The organism is Lysobacter sp. SCRH-1R (assembly GCF_057747855.1).
Map to the genome: position 1 here is coordinate 2,390,271 of NZ_CM173227.1, position 19,647 is coordinate 2,409,917.

Consider the following 19,647-nt stretch of genomic DNA (forward strand, 5'->3'; position numbering starts at 1 on the left):
GACCTCGGATGTGTTGCGATTATGTACGGCCTTCCGGCCAGCGTCTCGAAGTCCTCGTGTACATCGATCAATGCGAGTGAGGCTTCCAGATATCGCTCCGGCTCAAAATCGAAATAGAACGTCAGGAACGGGCTTATCGCAAGCTCAAAATCGCCATTGTCATGAGCGACATTCGGTCATTTCTTCAGATCTCCCACCATACCATCGATATCTTCGTCGCTCATGAGTCGTTGCGTGGTGCTCATTTGCTCTTCCTTCGTCCAGGCTTTCTAGAATCATCTTCCTTGGTAGCGTCGGGAGTTGTGCCGGTGCAATCCTCCGGAACGCGCAACAGCGCAACCTTCTTCTGGTGTTTTCCTCCCATGATGGCGTCGTAATCTCGCATTTGCTGACCCCTCACCCAATCCCCCGGAAACTTGATTTCCACCGCCGCGAACACGTTCTCCACAGCGAACGGCCGCTGCCGGTATTCCACGATCACCAGATCCGGTGCGATGCAGCCGCGCGGTCGCGGCCAGAACGGAAAGATCTCGCTGACGCGGTAGGGCTTTGTGTTGATGTTGCTGTCTAGCGCAGGCTTGCCGTTTCCCTTGTAATAATTCGGCTCGGCCTTCAGCGGGCTCTTCCAGTCCAGCATGTTGTCGATGGTCTCGAAGATTAGCGAGGCCGTGGTCTGCTTCAGCGCCACCTCGATCGTGGTTTCCACCACTTCGCCCGGGATCTTCCTGCGTACGCGGCGTGGCACCTTGATCGGCGCCTTCAACGCCCCTTCGCACACCACGCTGATCGCGGGCCGGAATGGCACCTTGCGCTCGATGTATTCCTTCCACGTCGCGCCCTCCGCGCCTTGGCGCGAAACCGTGCTGTTTCCGCCCCTGTCGACCAGCGCGAACGTCGAACTCTTCGTCTCGATTTCCTTCGAGACCGGGCGCGTCGCCCGCTGGCCTGGGCTGGTACAACACGCTGCCATCGAGAAAGGGTGCGCGTTCCACCCGATCGCTCAGCACCAGCGTCGTGCGATCGCCATCCGGTTGCAGCCAATGGACGATGCCTTCCTCGGTGGCGAGCTGATGGAAGAACGTGGCGTCGGATTGCCGGTACTGGGTGCAGTACTCACGCAGTTCGTGATTGCCTCCATACACGCTACGCGCAACGAGGCGATGCTCCTTGAGGAGCGTCTCCAGGATTCCCGGCGCAGCGATCCGCTGGAAGATGCGGCTGTTGTGGCGCAATCCCAGGCGTGCAAGCGGGGATTCCACGACAGCGCGATAGCGGGTTCTATGGAATCCGGTCCCGCCCTGCTCGAACGCACACACAAGCCCGAACACCGCCCGGTGCACCACACCATCCCGCTCGATGGTAAAGCGCGCCTGAGTGTCCAGCAGCGCAGCGGCATCGACCGTATCGTCGAAACCGGACAAATCCAGTTCCAGGCGGAACGGCTGCGAGATGCCCTCCGACAGCTCGAAGCGAACGACATCGAAGGCGCGACCCGCGGCTTCGAACTTGAATCTCACGTCAGAACGATGGGCCATGGCTCAGTCCATTGCATGGGCTGGCCAACGTGGCGAAGTTGACATTCGGTGTCCATGAGAGTTATTCGCGAAGCCGGGGTTCACGAGTCCTCGTTCGAACCGTGCGCTCGACCGCCCTCATGGGCGGGGCTGCCGCGATCGCGACACGCACCGCCCCAGACACATCGAGCAAGCACCTTCGCTCCTGCGCAAAGTTTTCACACGGAAGCCAACCGCAGTCCCATCGCATGGGGCACCCATGATGCCGGCCGTCCACGACTTGGAAACATCTCAATGAACGACACGCCCCCGGGCGTGCGCTCACGGGAATCGACAGCCAGGCGGTGCGTCACCAGGCATGGATCGCCGCAAAGCCTTCCTCAGCCCCATCGCCCCTGGATCTCGGATGAAACACGTTCTTATGGCCGTGCTCGTACTGGTGTGCGCGGTCGCGTTCTCCGCGCATTTCGAAACAGGCGCGGCGCAGTTCGGTGTCGAGGCGGGCGGCGAGATGTGACGCGGTGCCGGCCTTTGTAGCCCGGGTAAGCGAAGCGCACCCGGGGCCCGTCACGCGACAATCCGACGTTGTCGCCCGCACTTCCCCGCCCCAACCCTCTCCTGCATTCGCAGGGGAGGGAGTTGGAGCGCCATCGCCCTCTGACCGGCGGCATCCCTATCTGCTGACACCCACTGGCAGCAATGTGCCCATCGGCATGGCGATCGCCGCCGGCCGCTCGTTACCATGCGACGTCCTCGCATCCGGAACGCTGCTCGATGACCCGCACCCCGCTGCTCCTCGCTGCCCTGCTCACCGCCCTGCCCGCCTTCGCCGCACCGTCGGACACCACGCTGACCACCGTCTCCGAACGCAGCGGCTTCGTGAAAACCGGCCGCTACGACGAAGTGATCGCGCTGTGCGACGCCTTCGCCGCGCGTTATCCCGACGCCGTTCGCTGCCAGGACTTCGGCACCACGCCGGAAGGCCGTCCGATGAAGGTGCTGGTCGTTTCGAAGGCCGGCGCATTCACGCCCGAGGAGGCCAGCGCGAAGGGCCTGCCGGTGATGCTGATCCAGGGCGGCATCCATGCCGGCGAGATCGACGGCAAGGACGCGGGCTTCCTCGCGCTGCGTCAGGCGCTCGATGGCGAGACCGCGGTCGGCGCGCTCGAAAAACAGGTGCTGCTCTTCGTGCCGGTGTTCAACGTGGACGGCCATGAGCGCTTCGCCGCATGGAATCGCCCGAACCAGCGCGGCCCGGAGGAAATGGGCTGGCGCACCACCGCGCAGAACTACAACCTCAACCGCGACTACGTGAAGGCCGACACGCCGGAAATGCAGGCGATGCTGCGCCTGGTCAACGCGTGGGACCCGCTGGCCTACGTCGACCTGCACGTCACCGACGGCGCGAAGTTCGAGCACGATGTCTCCATCCAGGTCGAGCCCGTGCACAGCGGCGACGACAACCTGCGCAAGGCCGGCACCGCGCTGCGCGACGGCGTGATCGCCTATCTCGCCGAGCAGGGTTCGCTGCCGCTGCCGTTCTATCCCTCGTTCGTGGTGAACGACGACCCGTCGTCCGGCTTCGAGGACGGCGTCGCCACGCCGCGCTTCTCGCACGGCTATTTCCAGCTGCGCAACCGTCTGGCCATGCTGGTGGAAACGCATTCCTGGCGCGATTACCCGCACCGGGTGAAGGTCACGCACGACACGATCGTGTCGTTGCTGGACCTGGTCGCGCAGCACGGCGCGCAGTGGCGCCAGGACGCGCTGGCCGCCGACGTGCGCGCGCAGCTGCTGGGCGGCAAGCCGGTGGCGCTGGATTACAAGGCCACCGACAAGGTCCGCACGATCGACTTCCGCGGCTACGAATACACGCGCACGCCGTCGGAGGTGTCCGGCGCGCTCATGACGCGCTACGACGAAACCAGGCCGCAGGTGTGGCAGTTGCCGATGCGCGACGAACTGGTGCCGGCGCACGTCGTCGCTGCGCCGAAGGCCGGCTACATCGTTCCGGCCGCGCATGCGGCATGGGTCGGCGCGAAGCTCGACCAGCACGGCGTGACGTATCGCCTCCTCGACAAACCGATCGGCAAGACCGCAGTGCAGGCGTTCCGCGCCGACAAGGCGACGCTTGCCGCGCAATCGGTCGAAGGCCACCAGCGCGCCACGCTGGAAGGCGAGTGGAACGACGAAAAACAGGACATCGGCGCCGGCGCGCTGTTCGTGCCGATCGCCCAGCCCAAGGCGCGCCTGGTGATGGCGCTGCTGGAACCGCAGGCGCCGGATGCGCTCGTCGCGTGGGGCGAATTCAACAATTATTTCGAGCGCAAGGAGTACATGGAGGACTACGTCGCCGAGGAAGTCGCGCGCGAGATGCTGAAGAATCCGAAGGTGAAGGCCGCCTTCGAGCAGCGCCTGAAGGACGACCAGGCCTTCGCCGACAGCCCGCAGCAGCGGCTGGAGTTCTTCGCGCGCCGGCATTCGTCCTGGGACGACCAGTACCGCCGCTACCCGGTGGTGCGCGTGAACCGCGCGCCGCGCTGACGCCGTCGCAACGAACGGCCCGCTAGGCTGCCGCCACTCCAGGAGGACGCGCCATGACCGTGTTCCGGAACTCCCCGTACCGCGCCGCTACGCCGGTTCTCGTGGCGCTCGCGGTGGCGGTGCTGATCGCCGCCTGCAAGCCGCAGGAGAGCGCGCCGCTGCCGCCGATGACGCAGGGCGCGCACGCCGTCACCGGCACGGCGACGTATCGGGAGCGGATCGTCCCCCCGCCCGGTTCGAGCCTGCGCGTGCAGTTGCTCGACAACCTGCTGGCCGACACGCCCAAGGCGGTCATCGCGCAGACCACGGTGAAGGACGCCGCCGCATCGCCGATCGCCTTCACCCTGCCGTTCGATCCGACGAAGCTGCGCCCCAACGGCCAATACGGCCTGCACGCCACGCTCGCCGGTCCGGACGGCGCGCCATGGTTCGTCAGCGACACGCGCGTGCCGGTGGATCCGTCGGCGAACGTGCCGGTGGAGATCGCGATGGTGCGCGTGGGCGGCGCGTCCGCGAGCGCCGACGCGCCCGAGCCGACGCACTGGCAATGCGGCGACCTGCGCGTGGGTGCGGCATTCGACAACGTCGCCCGGCGCGTGACGCTGACATACAGCGGTCGCAGCCGATCGCTGCCGCTGGCGGTGTCGGCGTCGGGCGCGCGTTATGCGGATGATGCCGGCAACGAGTTCTGGACCAAGGGCGACAGCGGGACGTTGACGCTCGACGGCGAGAAGCACGAATGCACGCGCACGAACCTCGCCTCGCCGTGGGACGAGGCACGCGCGCGTGGCGTCGCGTTCCGTGCGGTGGGCAACGAGCCGGGATGGCTGGTCGAGGTCGGCCGTGGCGAGGCGCCTTCGCTGCATGCGCAGCTGGATTTCGGCTCGCGCAAGCTCGACGTCGCGCAGGTGCAGCCGCGCGCGGACGGCACCGGCTGGACCGGCAGGACCGCGAACGGCATGCAGGTGGAACTCACCACGCAGCGCAAGCCCTGCCAGGACCCCGCCGGCGCGACGTTCGACATCACCGCGCAACTGCGTGCCGGCGACAAGACGTATTCGGGCTGCGGCGCGTTCCTGGAACCGGAAGGCGGGTAAACGAGCGGGCCCACTCGTTCCTCGTTCCCCGACACTCCTTCCTGGCCTTGACGCGTCCTGAACCCGGCACGCTGCACGCTGGCCGGCGAGCCTGCACCGTGGACGATCCATGATCGACATCCTGCCCTCGCCCTCGCACGTCGGCGCCTACCGTTTCAGCGGCACGCTGGACGGCGCGGACTACGACCGCTGCATCGCCGACATCGAAGCCCGCCTGCGCCTGCACGAACGCGTCGGACTGTATTGCGACATGACCGGTTTCACCGGCCTCACGCCCGAAGCGCTGGCGAAGGACCTGCGTTACGCGCTCGACAAGTTCGGCCAGTACCGCCGCTTCGCGCGTGGCGCGATCGTGACCGACAAGCGCTGGCTGGCCGGCATTTCCGAGTTCGCCGGCCGCTTCTTCCCGAACACGGAAATCCGCGCGTTCGAGCCGGAGGACCACGACGCGGCGCTGGCGTGGGCGTCGCAGATCGAACCGCTGGCATAGGCGGGCGTTTGTAGTCCGGGTAAGCGCAGCGCACCCGGGGAGGCGCCGAATTGCCAAGAGCATCGCAGTTCGGCATCGACGCCCTACTTCATGTACTTCCAGTTCCGCGACTTCCCCGCCGCAAGCCACTCCACCGCCTGCGCGATGCGCCGCTGCCGCGTGTCCTCGCGTTTGGCCTCGACGATCCATGCGACGTAATCGCGTCGGTATCCCGGCGCGAAGGCCTCGAACGTCGCGCGCGCCTTCGCGTTGCGGCGCAGCGCCGCGGTGAGGTCCTCCGGCACCGGCAGCTCCGCCTTCGGCGCGGGCTTCTTCTTCGGCGGCTGGATCGCCGCGTTCGCGACGCGCGCCATCGCCTGCTTCACGTAGCCGGCCAGTTCGCGCTTGCCGGGAAGATCGGCCTTCCGGGTGATGCGGCCGAACTGTCCCATCGCCTCGTCGCCCTTGTCGCTGTCGACAATCGCACGGCCTTCCCAGAACCACAGCGTCATGTGCTGCTTGAATGCCGCCATGCCGCACAGGATCTTCCCGCGCCAGGTGAAACTGGGCATGCCCCACTTCAGCGTTTCCTCGACGTCCGGACAGGCGGCGTGCACCACCTCGCGCACCTGCGCGAGCAGCGGCCGGGCGAAGTCGGCCGATTTGGCGATGTAGGCGTCCACACGCGGATCGGTGGTGGGCATGCGCGGCTCCGGTCGACGAAGAAGGCAAGGACGTTTCGAACGCTAATCCAGCGCCCAGCGCCCGACCACCTCGTACGGCGTGCCGCGCCCGGGATCGCTGTCGATCAGCACGAACTCGCGCACCGGCCACGCCAGCGGCGGCACCGGCGCCGGCGCGATGTGCCGGCGCACGTCGCGCTGCACGGTCAGGTGCGGGACGAAAGGCGGCGCCGGCTTCACCGGAACCCGATGCCGCAACAGCGATCGCCCCAGCGCGTCGTGCAGCGCACGCAACGCATCGGGCACGTGATGCGAACCCAGCCACCACACGTTGGCACCGCGGAAGCTGCCGACTTCGTCCAGCGAAAGCTCGAACGCCGGCGAACGCACCGACGCGGCGGCGGCGCGCGCATCGTCCAGCAGCGACGGCGGCAGCGGCCGGAAATCGCCGAGGAACTGCATCGTCACGTGATAGCGCGCCGGTTTGAGCGAACGCCCACCCGGCGCATGTTCGGCCACCACCGACGCCGCCGTCGCGGCGATGCGCGCACGCAGCGCATCGTCCGGCCACAGCGCGAAGAACAGCCGGTGCATGCGTTCATCCGGGGCCTCGCCGAATCCCAGTCCCATCTGCATCGTCACTTCACCGGCTTGCGCAGGAAATCCGCGAGCCCGCGCAGCTGCTGCGCCTGGACCTTGTCCACGACCGGTGCGAGCTTCGAGAGATCGTCCGGCGTATAGCCGCCGGCGCGATAGGACATCGTGATGCGCGTGCCGCCGCCGTCGGCGGGCGCGAGGCGGAATTCCAGCGCGCCGTCCAGGCCCATGCCCTGCAACGGACCGAGACCGCCGGTCATGCGCAGCGTCCTGCCGGGATCGACGAACACCACCGCCATGTGCCGCGCCTGGCGCGCACCGGCGATCTCGCAGAAACAACCGCCGGCGCGCGCATCGATGGACAGCATCGATTCCGTGCCCCACCAGCTGTGGTCCTTCGGCCACCAGCGGTCGACGTCGTGCACCAGCGCCTTCCACGCCGCGTCTGCATCCACCTGCACGAGTTCGGTGTTCTCCACGGTGAATCCGCTCGCGGTCGCATCCTTCACCGCCGCGTCCGCCGGGTGGTACATCGATGCCAGCGCCATCGCGCCCGCCAATGGAATCCAACGCATCGCACGCGCTCCTGTCCGAAACAGCCGAGATTAGGCGCGCGCGACGGCGGCCATGCAAGCGCGCACGCGATGGGCGACGCGGGCAATAATCGCGGTTCCCCCATACGAAAGGATGCGCATGTCCCGCAATGTCTGGCTGGTGCTGGTGGTGATCGCGACCGGGGCGGCGCTCGCCGCGACCTACGTTTACGAGCGCCGTCCGCCGGCCACACGCGCGGTGCTTGGTCCCGTGCCGACCGCGATCGGCTGGGCGGGCCGCATCGACCTGGTCGCCGGCGACGGCGTGGCGGGCCTGCGCGACGGCGGTGCGATGCAGGCGCGATTCGCCGATCCCTACGGCGTGGCGGTGGCGAAGGACGGCGCGGTGTTCGTGAGCGATGCGGGCGACAACAACCGCATCCGCCGGATCGCGCCGGACGGAACGGTCACCACGTTCGCGGGCTCCGTCGAAGGGTTCGCCGATGGCCTCGGCGCGGCGGCGGCGTTCGACACGCCGTCGGGCCTCGCCTTCGACCGCGAGGGCAATCTCTACGTCGCCGACACGGGCAACCACGCCATCCGCCGGATCACGCCGCAGGGCATGGTGAGCACGCTTGCCGGCGACGGCACGCCGGGGTTCGCCGATGGGCCGGGCGCGCAGGCGCGTTTCGACGGGCCGACCGGCATCGCGGTCGGCGCCGACGGCCGCGTGTACGTCGCCGATACCTACAACGACCGCATCCGCATCATCGCCGCCGACGGCACCGTCGGCACGCTCGCCGGCGGCGAACGGCCGGGCGACGTCGATGGGCCGGGCACGCTGGCGCGTTTCGATACACCCACCGCAGTGGCGGTCGATGCGATGAACCGCGTGTACGTGGCCGACCTGCGCAACAACGCGATCCGCCGCGTCACGCCGGGCGGCGAGGTCTCCACGCTCGTCCGCGCGGTGCGCGGCGACGAACATCCGCCGGTGCATCGCCCGCTTGCCCTGGCGATCGCGCACGACGGCGTGCTCTATGTCGGCGAGATGTACCGCGGCATCGTGCAGATCGCCCGCGACGGCAGCGCGCACCAGATCACCGGACAGACGCAGGCGCAACGGTTGTCGCGCGCGGCGGGACTCGCGGTGGCGGACGACGGCACGCTGCGCGTCGCCGATGCCGGCGCGTATCGCGTGCACCGCATCCGTCCGGCCAGCGAAGCGCCGGACGCGCCGCAGATCGTCGGCCCTTCGCCGGCCAACCCGCTGCCCGCCACCGCCGGACGCTGGCCACTGCGTCCGCAGGACGGCTGGCATGAAGTGGTCGGGACGCTCGGCGAGGTGCGCGGCAATTACCAGCACGAGAACCGCGACCATCTGCACAGCGGCTTCGACATCCGCGGCGACGTCGGCCAGGAGGTGCTCGCGATCGCCGACGGCAAGGTGAGCAGCCCGCACGCGGCGTGGGGCTTCGGCGAGCTGGGCGAAGGCATGGCGATCGACACGCTCGGCTACATCCACATGCGCGTGGGCCGCACGCCGCGCGGCGAGGCGATCGATCCGTCGCGTTTCATCCGGGTGGACGACGAGGACGGCAAGCCCGAACGCATCCGCGTGCGTCGCGGCACGCGCTTTGCCGCAGGCGACGTGCTGGGCACGATCAACGGCATGGCGCACGTGCACCTGAGCGTCGGTTCCAGCGGCTACGAGCGCAACGCAGTCGCGCTGGGCTTCGCGAATTACGCCGACCGTCATGCGCCGCGCATCGACCGCATCGAACTGCTCGACGCGCAGGACCAGCCTCTGACGGTGCGGCGTGACGGGCGGCTCGTGCTTTCGCGCGCGACGCCGGGCGTGCAGATCGCGGTGGACGCATGGGACCAGGTGGACCGCAACCTGCCGCGGCGGCGGCTCGGGCTGCACGCGCTGGGTTATCAGTGGCTCGATGCGGCGGGCATGCCGCTGCCGGGCTTCGAACAGCCGCGCATGACGATCGAGTTCAACCGCATGCCGGCCGATCCGGACGCGGTGAAGGTCGCCTACGGCCCGGCGAGCGGCATCACCGTGCACGGGAGCGCGATCACCCGCTTCCAGTACCTGGTGACGAACACGGTGCGCGACGGCGTGCTGGAGTCGGGCCTGTGGCGACCGGCCGAACTGCCCGCGGGCGACTACGTGCTGCGCATCACCGCGCGCGATTACAGCGGCAACGTGGCCGGCGTCGGACGCGACCTGCCGGTGCGGCTGGAGTGAACCTCAGCGCGCGCCCTGTTTCGGCGGGCGCACGCGATACGCGAGGCTGATGCGCGGGCCGACCGGCGCCTTCGTCTTCGGAACGCCATGTTCGTGGGTGAGCTGGCTGGCGTGGCTCATCACCAGCAGGCTGCCGGGTTCCAGGTCGATGTGCAGCGCCTTGCGCGAGGCGTTGTCGCGGATGGTCATGCGGCGCGGCGAACCGAGCGAGACCAGCGCGATCGGATGGCCTTCCTTGAGCATGTGCAGCTTGTCGCCGTGCGGGGCCACGCTGTCGTTGCCATCGCGGTAGAAGTTCAGGCCGACGGCGTTGAAGGGCTCGTTCAGGTGCCTGCGCACGCGCTGCACGCCGTCGATCAGCGGCGCGGGGATGCCGTCGTCCTCGAAGCGGTAGGAAGCGACCAGGCGCGGGACGTCGACGATGCGGTCGTACATCGGGCGGCGCTGGGCTTCCCAGGCGACGGCGGTTTTCAGCTCGTCGAACCAGGCTGAGGCGAGCTCATCCGGGAGGAAGCCGGGGAAATAGCGGATGCCGCCCTGGGCGTCTTCGACGAGCGTGCGCGGGGTGTTTGCCTGTGCCGGTGGGAACAGGTCGGAAGCGAACAGGTCGGGGGTTGAGGCGGTGGCGCGCGGCATCGCGCGAGTGTGGGGGGTGGGCGTCTCGTGGGGTGAGACTGGGCTCGGCCCGCTCGCTTTTGAGCCCTTCTCCCCAGTTGCGAGTGCGCGCGTTGATACTCCGCCGCCCCTCACCCCAACCCCTCTCCCGATGGGAGAGGGGCTCACGGCATCGCCCTCCGTCGGAAGCGAGGCTCCGGCGTCAGCGAGTCTCAGCCTTCCAGCTCATTCCACCGCTCATACGCCGCGTCCAGTTCCGCCTGCGTCTTCGCCAGTTCGTCGGTATGCGCGGTGATGGCCGCCGCGTCGCGCTGGTAGAACGCGGCCTCGTTCATCCGGGCGGTGAGGTCGACGACACGGGATTCCAGCGTTTCGATGCGCAGCGGCAACTGCTCCAGCTCGCGCGCGTCCTTGTAGCTGAGCTTCTTCTTCGCCGGAGCGGGCGCCGGCGTCGCAACTGCAGCCGCCGGCGCGGCGGCAGCGGCGGCCTTCGCCGACGAAGCGGCCGGCACCGACTTCACCGGCCGCTGCCGCAGCCAGTCGGTGTAGCCGCCGACGTACTCGCCGACGACACCCTCGCCTTCCATCACCAGCGTGGAGGTCACCACGTTGTCGAGGAAATCGCGATCGTGGCTGACCAGCAGCAGCGTGCCGGGATAGTCGCCGAGCAGTTCTTCCAGCAGCTCCAGCGTTTCGACGTCCAGATCGTTGGTCGGTTCGTCCATCACCAGCAGGTTGGACGGTTGCGCGAAGAGCTTGGCGAGCAGCAACCGGTTGCGTTCGCCGCCGGACAGGCGGGTGATCGGCGCGCGGGCGCGTTCGGGCGTGAACAGGAAATCCTGCAGGTAGCCGATGACGTGCTTGGACTTGCCGCCCACTTCGACGAACTCGCGCCCTTCGGCGACGTTCTCCAGCGCGTTCCAGTCCTCGCGCAGCGTGGCGCGGTACTGGTCGAAGTACGCGATCTGCAGGTTGCTGCCGAGCTTCACCTCGCCCGATTGCGGCTTCAGCTCACCGAGCAGCAGCTTCAGCAGCGTGGTCTTGCCGCTGCCGTTGGGGCCGATCAGGCCGATGCGGTCGCCGCGGAAGATCGTGGTGGACAGGCGATCGACCAGCACGCGGTCGCCGTAGGCGAACGTCACGTCCTTGGCTTCGACGACCTTCTTGCCGGAGGACTCGGACTGCGCGAAGTCCATCTTCACGTTGCCCTGCAACTCGCGCCGCTGCGATCGCTCCACGCGCATCTGCTTCAGGCGCGTGACGCGGCCCTCGTCGCGCGTGCGGCGGGCCTTGATGCCCTGCCGGATCCACACTTCCTCCTGCGCCAGCAGCTTGTCGAAACGCGCGTTTTCCTGCGCTTCGGCGTTCAGTCGCTCCTCGCGGCGGCGCAGGTAATTGTCCCAGTCGCCGGGCCAGCTGGTGACCTGGCCGCGGTCGATCTCGACGATGCGCGTGGCGAGTGCGCGCAGGAAGCGGCGATCGTGGGTGATGAACACCAGCGCGCCTTGCCAGGCCTTCAGGAAGCCTTCGAGCCAGTCGATGGCCTCCATGTCGAGGTGGTTGGTCGGCTCGTCCAGCAGCAGCACGTCGGGCGAGGACACCAGCGCGCGGGCGAGCAGCACGCGACGCTTCATGCCGCCGGACAGGCGCGCGAACACGGCGTCGCCGTCCAGTTCCAGGCGCTGCAGGGTCTCGGTCACGCGCTGGTCGAGCGACCAGCCGTTGGCGTCCTCGATCTTCTGCTGCACCTTCGCCAGCGCGTCGGTGTCGACGTGCTCGGCGTGGCTGAGGTGATGGAACTGCGCGAGCCAGCTGCCGAGCTCGCCGAGGCCACCGGCGACCACGTCCCACACGTCGCCATCGGCGCCGGGCGGGACTTCCTGTTCGAGGCGCGCGACCCGGACGCCGTCCTCGCGACGGACCTCGCCGTCGTCGGCGTGGAGATCGCCCGCGATGAGCTTCATCAGCGTGGATTTGCCGGCGCCGTTGCGGCCGATCAGCGCAATGCGCTCGCCGGGTTCGATGGACAGGACGACGTCGGAAAGCAGCAAGGGGCCGCCGACGCCGTAGTCGACGTTGTTCAGGGTGATCAGGGGCATGGGGGGATTCTACCGACTCGCCCGCCCGCGCCTTAGTGCTCTCCGACCAGCCCGATGGAATTCGTCGGAATGCGGCTCGGCGCCGCGCGCCTCACGCCCCTCCCATCCTCCCGCTGCAAGCAGGGGGAGGAGCAACAGCATGGGATCATGACGCCATGCCCTCCCCCACCTCCCTCGCCGCCGCCCGCATCCGCCACTGGGTGCTCTCCGCCTTCCCGCGCGGCCAGAGCGGCATCGACTACGACCAGCCGCCCGGCGATCCCGGCCTGTTCGGCCCCGACAGCGTCACCTGGCGCGTGCATTCCGACTTCCCCGGCATGCTCGCCGGGGGCCTGTGCGCGCTCATGCTTCAGACCCTGCATCCGCGCGCGCTCGCCGGCGTATGGGACCACTCGAACTTCCGCACCGACCTCGTCGGCCGGCTGCGTCGCACGACCAATTTCGTCGCGGGCACGACCTACGCATCGAAGCCGGAAGCGCGAAAGCTGATCGACCGCGTCGCCGGCATCCACGAGCAGGTGCGCGGGACCACCGCCGACGGCCGCGCGTATCGCGCCGACGATCCCGACCTGCTGACCTGGGTGCACGTCACCGAGAGTTTCGGCTTCCTCGAAGGGTTCCGCCGCTATTCGCCGCTTTCGTTGCCCGCCGGCGCCGCCGATGCCTACTACGACGAAGTGCGCCGCGTCGCCGAGGCGCTCGGCGCGCGCGACGTACCGAAGTCCGAAGCCGAAATCGCCGCGTACTTCGCGCGCGTGCAGGGCGAACTGCGCCTGGACGAGCGTTCGCGCGAGGTGCTGTCCGTGCTCGCCCGCATCCGCCTGCCGGTGCCGGCGGCGGGGCTATCGCGCGATCTGTTCCTCGGCGCGGGCACGGCGCTGCTGCCGGACTGGGCCGCGCGCATGCTCGCGCTGGGACGCTTCGAACGCGCGCGTGCGGCCGTCGCCTCGCGCACGCTGCACGCGATCGCGCCACTGTTCCGCGTCGCGCTCAACGACGGCGTGGCGCCGCGCGCGTGCCGGCGCGTGGGCGCCGATCCGTCGATCCTCGAACGCTGGCCCTGAGTCAGCCGCCGCCCGCAGGGCGCAACAGCACGATCTTCGATGCCGTGCGCACGCGGCCGGCGAGGTGGAACGCCATGTCGATCTCGTCGCCGGGCTTGAGCTCGTCGAGCCGCATCGGCGATCCGTCCAGCGCGAACACCTGCGTCTGCGCGTCGATCGCGATGCGGTTGCGGATGCGCGTCTCAGCCTGGTCGACCATCAGCACGTTGGTGCGCGGGACGAATTCGGCCACGGTGCCGTGCAGGTACTGGCCCCAGCCCTGTCCGCGCGTGGTGTCCGGCAGCAGGCGCACCGAGGTCGCTTCGACGCGGTTGCCGGTCTTCACCGTATCGAGCATCACGCGGTCGCCCGGTTGCAGTTTCGGCCGTGTGGCGCGATCGCGCTCGGCCGTCGCCTCGTCATAATAGAGGTTGATCGGAGCGCCCTGCCCCAGCTCGCTGCCGGTGCGCGCGTCGGGACTGAGCACGATCCGGTGCTGCGCCGGATCGTGCCGTTGCAACGTGCCGACCGTGCGGCCCTGCACCTGCGCGATGGCCGCCGTCGCCATGCCGAACGCGACGCACGCCAGCAGCGCGCGATGGATCCAGCCGACGTCCCCGAACGTTCCGTTGCCCATGGCCGCGACTCCACGATGCCCGGCGGCATCATGCGCCGCCGGCGTGTAGGCCGCGTCAGGAACTGCAGGACAGCATCGAGCAGCCCGCGCGCTCACGCGCCCAGTCGGGGCGGCGGCGTGCGTAGGCCTCGTGGCCGGGCTGGTCGTCGTACGGGCGGCGCATCACCTCGAGCAGTTCCGTGACGCCTCCGATGTCGCCCTCGGTGGCGCGATCGATCGCCTGCTGCGCCAGGTAATTGCGCAGCACGTAGCGCGGGTTGGCGGCGTTCATGCGCGCGCGGCGCTCGCCGGCCGGCAGCGACTGGCGCGAGAGCCGCGCGACGTAGCGCGACAGCCATTCGCGCAACGCCGGCTCGACGGCCTCGCGGCGCATCGGGTCGTAGAACGCGTCTTCCATCGGCGCCAGTTCCGGCGCGTCCACGTCGAGGTCGGCGAGGCCGCGGAAGAACAGCGTCATGTCGATCTCGCCTTCCGTCAGCAGGTCCTGCAACTGCTGCATCAGCGCGGTGTCCTCCTCGCGGCATTCGTCCAGGCCGAGCTTGCGCGCGGTGTTCTCGCGATCGGCGTCGAGGTAGGTCGAGACGAAACGGCGCAGGCCCGCCTGCAATGGCTCTGTGTCGTCGAACAGCAGCGACAGCGAACCGGCGAGGCGCCCGAGGTTCCAGTAGGCGACCTGCGGCTGCTGGCCGAAGCGATAACGACGCTGGTAGCGGTCGGTGGTGTTCGGCGTCCAGCCCGGGTCGAAGTTGTCGACCCAGCCGTAGGGGCCGTAATCGATGGTGAGGCCGAGGATCGACATGTTGTCGGTGTTCATCACCCCGTGCACGAAACCGACGCGGATCCAGTGCGCCATCAGCACGGCGGTGCGCTCGCACACCTGTGCGAACCATTCGGCGTACACCGGCTGGCCGCGGCCGAGGCCGCGCAGTTCGGGGAAATCGCGGCGGATGCAGAAATCCGCGAGCTGGCGCAGCAGTTCGGTGTCGTTGCGCGAGGCCGGCAGTTCGAAATTGCCGAAGCGGATGAACGACGGCGCGACGCGGCACACCACCGCGCCGGGCTCCATCTGCGGATGGCCGTCGTAGAACATGTCGCGTTCGACACGCTCGCCGGTGCCGACCAGGCTGAGCGCGCGCGTGGTCGGCACGCCGAGGTGGTGCATCGCCTCGCTGCACAGGAATTCCCGGATCGACGAGCGCAGCACCGCGCGGCCATCGGCGCTGCGCGAGTACGGCGTCGGCCCGGCGCCCTTGAGCTGCAGTTCCCAGCGTTCGCCGTCGGCGTTGATCATCTCGCCCAGCGTGATCGCGCGACCGTCGCCGAGCTGCCCGGCCCACTGGCCGAACTGGTGGCCGCCGTAGTTCGCCGCGAACGGCTGCATGCCCGGCAACAGCGCGTTGCCGCCGAAGACGCGGGCGAAGTCGTCGGAGGAGATGTCGGCCTCGCTGAAGCCGAGCCGCCGCGCCATGTCTTCCGACACCGCCAGCAGGCGCGGCTGCGCCACCGGCGTGGGCTCCACGCGCGAGTACGCCGCGCCGTGCACCTGGCGCACGCCGGGTGAGGTGTCGGGATCGCCCGGCAGATCGCGGACGAAGGTGTTGTCGAAATGCGGACTCAACATGGGCGCGTTCAGCAGGCGGGCGCGGCGGGACGCCTGCCGAGATGGTGCCGCGCCGTGCGGGTACAAGCGGTGAACCTGCGGCATCGGTCGAGCCGGCAGGCGCGGCACATCGACGCGGTTGGCAGTCCGCGGGCGGCCGGGCGGCCGGGCGGCTATGCTGGCCGTTCACGTCGAATGGGGAGACGACCGGATGACCGACCGAGCACGCAAGCACATCGCCCGCCACCAGGTTCGTTCATCCGGGCCGATGCTCGCCGCCGCGATGCTGCTGGCGTCGGCCGTGCCCGCCGGCGCGCAGGCGCCCGCGGCGACGTCGTCGTGCCGGCTCGTCCAGGCCGGCCAGTTGCTCGACCGCCCCGGCCATCCGGCGCGCGGCGCGAGCACGCTGCTGGTGTGCAACGGCCGTATCGAAGCGGTGCGCGACGGCTTCGTCGAGCCGTCGGCCTTCCCGAACGCCACCGGCGCGGCCGTGATCGACCTGCGCCAGCGCTTCGTGCTGCCGGGCCTGATCGACAGCCACGTGCACCTCACCTCCGACAAGGCGGGCGTGGAAGGCCAGCTGGAAGGCATTTCCAAGGGCGTGGCCGACCACGCGTACGAGGCCGCGGTGAATGCGCGCAAGACGCTGCACGCGGGTTTCACCACCGTGCGCAACCTCGGCGACGAGGACGGCGTGACGCTCGCGCTGCGCGACGCGGTGGCCGCGGGCAAGCTGCCGGGGCCGCGCATCGTCGATGCGGGCATGGCGATTTCCGCCACCGCCGGCCACATGGACCCGACGCTGGGCTTCCGCGACGAACTGCACGCCGCGCTCGACGTGCACGGCAACACCTGCGACGGCGCCGAAGCCTGCCGCAAGGCCGTGCGCCGCCAGGTCGCGCGCGGCGCGGACGTGATCAAGATCGCCACCACCGGCGGCGTGAACAGCCGCATCGGCGCGGGGCTGGGCCAGCAGATGTTCGACGACGAGGCGAAGGCCATCGTCGAAACCGCGCACCTGTACAACAAGAAGGTGGCCGTGCACGCGCACGGCGCGGACGGCATCGCGCTCGCACTGCGTGCCGGCGCGGATTCCATCGAACACGGCACGCTGATGGACGAGGCGGACATCAAGCTGCTGCGCCAGACCGGCGCGTATTACGTGCCGACGCTTTCCACGGTGAACGGCTACAAGGAGCGGCTTGCGAAGAATCCCGACGCCTACACCGGCGAGGTGCTGGCCAAGATCCAGTGGCGCATCGGCATCACCGGCAAGGCGCTGGAACGCGCGGTGCCGGCGGGCGTGAAGATCGCCTTCGGCACGGATGCGGGCGTGAGCCTGCACGGGCGCAACGCGGACGAGTTCGAGCTGATGGTCGCGCACGGGATGACGCCCGCGACGGCGATCCAGGCGGCCACGGTGAACGCGGCCGACCTGCTGGGGCTTTCGGATCAGGTGGGCACGCTGGAGCCGGGCAAGCGCGCGGACCTGATCGCGGTGAGCAGCGATCCGTTGTCGGACGTGACGGTGCTCAAGCGCGTGGCGTTCGTGATGAAGGACGGGCGGGTGGAGAAGGATTCGGGCCTCGGGGCGGCCGATTGAGCCGGCAGGCGCGATCGCGCGTCCACTCGACGTGACCCCGTCGTTGTAGAGCGGTTTGCACGCGCGCGGGCGCATTTTTCCCCGCACTCGCGCATCGCTACACAGCCCCACCACGCCCCTCGGTTACACTGTTCAGTCTTCCGACCGGCGTTCGCCGGCGCTGCCGAGTCCTCCCCCATGAGCGCCGAGTCGCAAAGCTCGAACGATGCCCCGTCCCTGAAATTCACCGATCTCGACCTGCCCGAGCCCCTGCTCAAGGCACTGGCCGACGTCGGCTACGAGTCGCCCTCGCCCATCCAGGCCGCCACGATCCCGCCGCTGCTGCAAGGCCGCGACGTGCTCGGCCAGGCGCAGACCGGCACCGGCAAGACCGCCGCGTTCGCGCTGCCGATCCTGGCGCGGATCGAGCCGGGCCAGCACAAGCCGCAGGCGCTGGTGCTGGCACCGACGCGCGAGCTGGCGATCCAGGTCGCCGAGGCGTTCCAGAAGTACGCCCACCACCTGCCCGGCTTCCACGTGCTGCCGATCTACGGCGGCCAGAGCTACTACCCGCAGTTGCAGGCGCTCAAGCGCGGCGTGCAGGTCGTGGTCGGCACGCCCGGCCGCGTGATCGACCATCTGGAACGCGGCTCTCTCGACTTGTCGGAACTGCGCTGCCTGGTGCTCGACGAAGCCGACGAAATGCTGCGCATGGGCTTCATCGACGACGTCGAGGCGGTGCTGAAGAAGACGCCGGAAACGCGTCAGGTCGCGCTGTTCTCGGCGACGATGCCGCCGCCGATCAAGCGCATCGCGCAGACGTACCTGAAGGACCCGGTCGAGATCTCGATCAAGGCCAAGACCACCACCGCCGCCAACATCCGCCAGCGCTACTGGGCGGTGAGCGGCGTGCACAAGCTCGATGCGATCACGCGCATCCTGGAAGCCGAGCCGTTCGACGCGATGATCGTGTTCGCGCGCACCAAGCAGGCGACCGAGGAGCTGGCCGACAAGCTCGCCGCGCGCGGGATTGCCGCTGCCGCCATCAACGGCGACGTGCAGCAGGCGCAGCGCGAGAAGACCATCCAGAACCTCAAGGACGGCAAGATCGACGTGCTGGTCGCCACCGACGTGGCCGCGCGCGGCCTGGACGTTGAGCGCATCAGCCACGTGCTGAACTTCGACATTCCGTACGACACCGAAAGCTATGTGCACCGCATCGGCCGCACCGGCCGCGCGGGTCGCAAGGGCGAGGCGATCCTGTTCGTCACGCCGCGCGAGCGCGGCATGCTGCGCGCGATCGAGCGCGCCACGCGCCAGCCGATCGAGCCGATGGCGCTGCCCACCATCGAAACGGTGAACGAGCAGCGCGTGAACCGCTTCCTCGGCCGCATCACCGGCGCGCTCGACAGCGACGACCTGGCGCAGTTCCGCGACCTGGTCGAGCGCTACGAGCGCGAGCAGGACGTGCCTGCGGTGGAGATCGCCGCGGCGCTGGCGAAGCTCGTGCAGGGCGACATGCCGCTGCTGCTCGACGCCACCGCGGAGAAGCTGCGACCGCATGCGCAGGTCGGTTTCGAACAGCGAGGCCCGCGCGAACAGGGGCGCGATTCGCGCTTCGGCCGCGATCGGGATGCGCGTTTCGAACGCGACGGCGGGTCGCGCGCGGCGCGCGAGCCGCGTCAGGAGTCCCGTCATGAGCCGCGCCACGAACCTCGCCATGATCGCGGCGAACGGTTCGAGCGTCCGCAGCGCAGCGAAACGGCGGGCGCTCCGGCGGAGCGTTACGAGCGTCCGGCGATCGAACGACCGCAGTTCGAACAGCCCCGCTCCGAGCGTCCGCAGAACGAGCGTTCGTTCAACGCGGGCGAATCGATGTTCGACGACGACGCGCCGGCACCGCGCCGCGAACCTCGCGAGCCGCGCGAATCGCGCGAGCCCGAGGTCGGGATGGAAACCTTCCGCATCGAGGTCGGCCACGTGCATGGCGTGAAGCCGGGCAACATCGTTGGCGCGATCGCCAACGAGGCCGAACTGGAAAGCCGCTACATCGGCCGCATCGACATCCGCGACGACCACAGCCTGATCGACCTGCCCGAAGGCATGCCGCGCGAGGTCATGGACCACCTCAAGCGCGTGCGCGTGGCCGGCCAGCAGCTGCGCATCAGCCGCGCCGGCGAAGGCGGCGGCCATGGCGCCCAGCGTCCGCACGGCCGTCATGCGCGCGAGTTCGACGGCGAGCGCCGTCCGCCGCGCGGGCCGCGTCCGCCGCACGGGGCGGGGCCGCGGAAGCCGGGTGGGTTCCGGCGCTGAGGTTCCTGCGGGTGCGTGGCGCGTAGGCGGCGCGATCCGTCCTGACGCAGGGTTTGGCGGGCGC

General features: G+C 69.1%; 15 protein-coding genes and 1 pseudogene. 7 read left to right on the forward strand and 9 right to left on the reverse strand.

Annotated features, from left to right (window positions below):
* Positions 1-241 precede the first annotated feature (241 nt).
* Together AC3ANK_RS10775 and AC3ANK_RS10780 are read right to left on the reverse strand one after the other, a co-directional pair.
* The gene (locus AC3ANK_RS10775) at positions 242-763 is read right to left on the reverse strand and encodes a VRR-NUC domain-containing protein (protein WP_484171136.1); all 522 of its coding nucleotides are present in this window, start codon (positions 761-763) and stop codon (positions 242-244) included.
* Between the two features lie 127 nt (positions 764-890).
* Positions 891-1,535, reverse strand: a pseudogene (locus AC3ANK_RS10780) (contractile injection system protein, VgrG/Pvc8 family); the annotation flags it as partial.
* Positions 1,536-2,288: 753 nt separating this feature from the next.
* Here AC3ANK_RS10780 and AC3ANK_RS10785 point away from each other — a divergent pair.
* The 3 genes from AC3ANK_RS10785 to AC3ANK_RS10795 all read left to right on the forward strand — a co-directional run bounded on the left by AC3ANK_RS10785 (position 2,289) and on the right by AC3ANK_RS10795 (position 5,645).
* Positions 2,289-4,058 carry a M14 family metallopeptidase gene (locus tag AC3ANK_RS10785; RefSeq protein ID WP_484171137.1) on the forward strand — a complete coding sequence of 590 codons (1,770 nt, stop codon included), beginning with the start codon at positions 2,289-2,291 and terminating at the stop codon, positions 4,056-4,058.
* Positions 4,059-4,111: 53 nt separating this feature from the next.
* A complete protein-coding gene (locus AC3ANK_RS10790; protein ID WP_484171138.1) occupies positions 4,112-5,155 on the forward strand; it encodes a YbaY family lipoprotein in 1,044 nt (347 codons plus the stop codon).
* 109 nt (positions 5,156-5,264) lie between these two features.
* Positions 5,265-5,645 (forward strand): SpoIIAA family protein, encoded by a 381-nt coding sequence (locus tag AC3ANK_RS10795; protein ID WP_206860806.1) that lies wholly within the window; start codon positions 5,265-5,267, stop codon positions 5,643-5,645.
* Positions 5,646-5,728: 83 nt separating this feature from the next.
* Here the strand turns inward: AC3ANK_RS10795 and AC3ANK_RS10800 are convergent, their stop codons facing one another.
* From AC3ANK_RS10800 to AC3ANK_RS10810, 3 genes are read right to left on the reverse strand one after another with little or no spacing between them, the layout of a single operon-like run.
* Positions 5,729-6,328: a YdeI/OmpD-associated family protein gene (locus AC3ANK_RS10800; protein WP_484171139.1), complete on the reverse strand. Its 600-nt coding sequence runs from the start codon at positions 6,326-6,328 to the stop codon at positions 5,729-5,731.
* Between the two features lie 42 nt (positions 6,329-6,370).
* Positions 6,371-6,943 carry an RNA 2',3'-cyclic phosphodiesterase gene (thpR, locus tag AC3ANK_RS10805; RefSeq protein ID WP_484171140.1) on the reverse strand — a complete coding sequence of 191 codons (573 nt, stop codon included), beginning with the start codon at positions 6,941-6,943 and terminating at the stop codon, positions 6,371-6,373.
* Positions 6,944-6,945: 2 nt separating this feature from the next.
* Positions 6,946-7,479 carry an SRPBCC family protein gene (locus tag AC3ANK_RS10810; RefSeq protein ID WP_484171141.1) on the reverse strand — a complete coding sequence of 178 codons (534 nt, stop codon included), beginning with the start codon at positions 7,477-7,479 and terminating at the stop codon, positions 6,946-6,948.
* Positions 7,480-7,597: 118 nt separating this feature from the next.
* Between AC3ANK_RS10810 and AC3ANK_RS10815 the strand changes: the two genes are divergently transcribed.
* Positions 7,598-9,694 (forward strand): gluconolaconase, encoded by a 2,097-nt coding sequence (locus AC3ANK_RS10815; protein ID WP_484171142.1) that lies wholly within the window; start codon positions 7,598-7,600, stop codon positions 9,692-9,694.
* A 3-nt stretch (positions 9,695-9,697) separates the two neighbouring features.
* Here AC3ANK_RS10815 and AC3ANK_RS10820 read toward each other — a convergent pair whose 3' ends face one another.
* Both AC3ANK_RS10820 and AC3ANK_RS10825 read right to left on the reverse strand, forming a co-directional pair.
* Entirely contained in the window at positions 9,698-10,330 is a 633-nt protein-coding gene (locus tag AC3ANK_RS10820) for an alpha-ketoglutarate-dependent dioxygenase AlkB family protein (RefSeq protein WP_484171143.1), read from the reverse strand.
* Positions 10,331-10,521: 191 nt separating this feature from the next.
* Entirely contained in the window at positions 10,522-12,408 is a 1,887-nt protein-coding gene (locus tag AC3ANK_RS10825) for an ATP-binding cassette domain-containing protein (protein WP_484171144.1), read from the reverse strand.
* Between the two features lie 155 nt (positions 12,409-12,563).
* Between AC3ANK_RS10825 and AC3ANK_RS10830 the strand changes: the two genes are divergently transcribed.
* Positions 12,564-13,472: an oxygenase MpaB family protein gene (locus tag AC3ANK_RS10830; protein ID WP_484171145.1), complete on the forward strand. Its 909-nt coding sequence runs from the start codon at positions 12,564-12,566 to the stop codon at positions 13,470-13,472.
* A 1-nt stretch (position 13,473) separates the two neighbouring features.
* Here the strand turns inward: AC3ANK_RS10830 and AC3ANK_RS10835 are convergent, their stop codons facing one another.
* Together AC3ANK_RS10835 and AC3ANK_RS10840 are read right to left on the reverse strand one after the other, a co-directional pair.
* The gene (locus AC3ANK_RS10835; RefSeq protein ID WP_484171146.1) at positions 13,474-14,088 is read right to left on the reverse strand and encodes a hypothetical protein; all 615 of its coding nucleotides are present in this window, start codon (positions 14,086-14,088) and stop codon (positions 13,474-13,476) included.
* A gap of 55 nt (positions 14,089-14,143) precedes the next feature.
* Complete coding sequence (locus AC3ANK_RS10840) at positions 14,144-15,709, reverse strand: protein adenylyltransferase SelO (RefSeq protein ID WP_425492528.1); 1,566 nt, start codon at positions 15,707-15,709, stop codon at positions 14,144-14,146.
* A 190-nt stretch (positions 15,710-15,899) separates the two neighbouring features.
* Here AC3ANK_RS10840 and AC3ANK_RS10845 point away from each other — a divergent pair, with 190 nt between their 5' ends.
* On the forward strand, positions 15,900-17,291 hold the full coding sequence (locus tag AC3ANK_RS10845; protein ID WP_484171147.1) for a metal-dependent hydrolase family protein: 1,392 nt from the start codon (positions 15,900-15,902) through the stop codon (positions 17,289-17,291).
* Between the two features lie 177 nt (positions 17,292-17,468).
* On the forward strand, positions 17,469-19,583 hold the full coding sequence (locus tag AC3ANK_RS10850) for a DEAD/DEAH box helicase (protein WP_206860817.1): 2,115 nt from the start codon (positions 17,469-17,471) through the stop codon (positions 19,581-19,583).
* Positions 19,584-19,647: the final 64 nt, after the last annotated feature.

Excerpts from the sequence above, each read along its gene's own strand:
- AC3ANK_RS10820 (WP_484171143.1), bottom strand. The coding sequence starts at position 10,330 with ATGCCGCGCGCCACCGCCTCAACCCCCGACCTGTTCGCTTCCGACCTG.
- AC3ANK_RS10830 (WP_484171145.1), top strand. The coding sequence starts at position 12,564 with ATGCCCTCCCCCACCTCCCTCGCCGCCGCCCGCATCCGCCACTGGGTG.
- AC3ANK_RS10785 (WP_484171137.1), top strand. The coding sequence starts at position 2,289 with ATGACCCGCACCCCGCTGCTCCTCGCTGCCCTGCTCACCGCCCTGCCC.
- AC3ANK_RS10810 (WP_484171141.1), bottom strand. The coding sequence starts at position 7,479 with ATGCGTTGGATTCCATTGGCGGGCGCGATGGCGCTGGCATCGATGTAC.
- AC3ANK_RS10790 (WP_484171138.1), top strand. The coding sequence starts at position 4,112 with ATGACCGTGTTCCGGAACTCCCCGTACCGCGCCGCTACGCCGGTTCTC.
- AC3ANK_RS10825 (WP_484171144.1), bottom strand. The coding sequence starts at position 12,408 with ATGCCCCTGATCACCCTGAACAACGTCGACTACGGCGTCGGCGGCCCC.
- AC3ANK_RS10840 (WP_425492528.1), bottom strand. The coding sequence starts at position 15,709 with ATGTTGAGTCCGCATTTCGACAACACCTTCGTCCGCGATCTGCCGGGC.
- AC3ANK_RS10800 (WP_484171139.1), bottom strand. The coding sequence starts at position 6,328 with ATGCCCACCACCGATCCGCGTGTGGACGCCTACATCGCCAAATCGGCC.
- AC3ANK_RS10815 (WP_484171142.1), top strand. The coding sequence starts at position 7,598 with ATGTCCCGCAATGTCTGGCTGGTGCTGGTGGTGATCGCGACCGGGGCG.
- AC3ANK_RS10850 (WP_206860817.1), top strand. The coding sequence starts at position 17,469 with ATGAGCGCCGAGTCGCAAAGCTCGAACGATGCCCCGTCCCTGAAATTC.
- AC3ANK_RS10835 (WP_484171146.1), bottom strand. The coding sequence starts at position 14,088 with ATGGGCAACGGAACGTTCGGGGACGTCGGCTGGATCCATCGCGCGCTG.
- AC3ANK_RS10795 (WP_206860806.1), top strand. The coding sequence starts at position 5,265 with ATGATCGACATCCTGCCCTCGCCCTCGCACGTCGGCGCCTACCGTTTC.
- thpR (WP_484171140.1), bottom strand. The coding sequence starts at position 6,943 with ATGCAGATGGGACTGGGATTCGGCGAGGCCCCGGATGAACGCATGCAC.
- AC3ANK_RS10845 (WP_484171147.1), top strand. The coding sequence starts at position 15,900 with ATGACCGACCGAGCACGCAAGCACATCGCCCGCCACCAGGTTCGTTCA.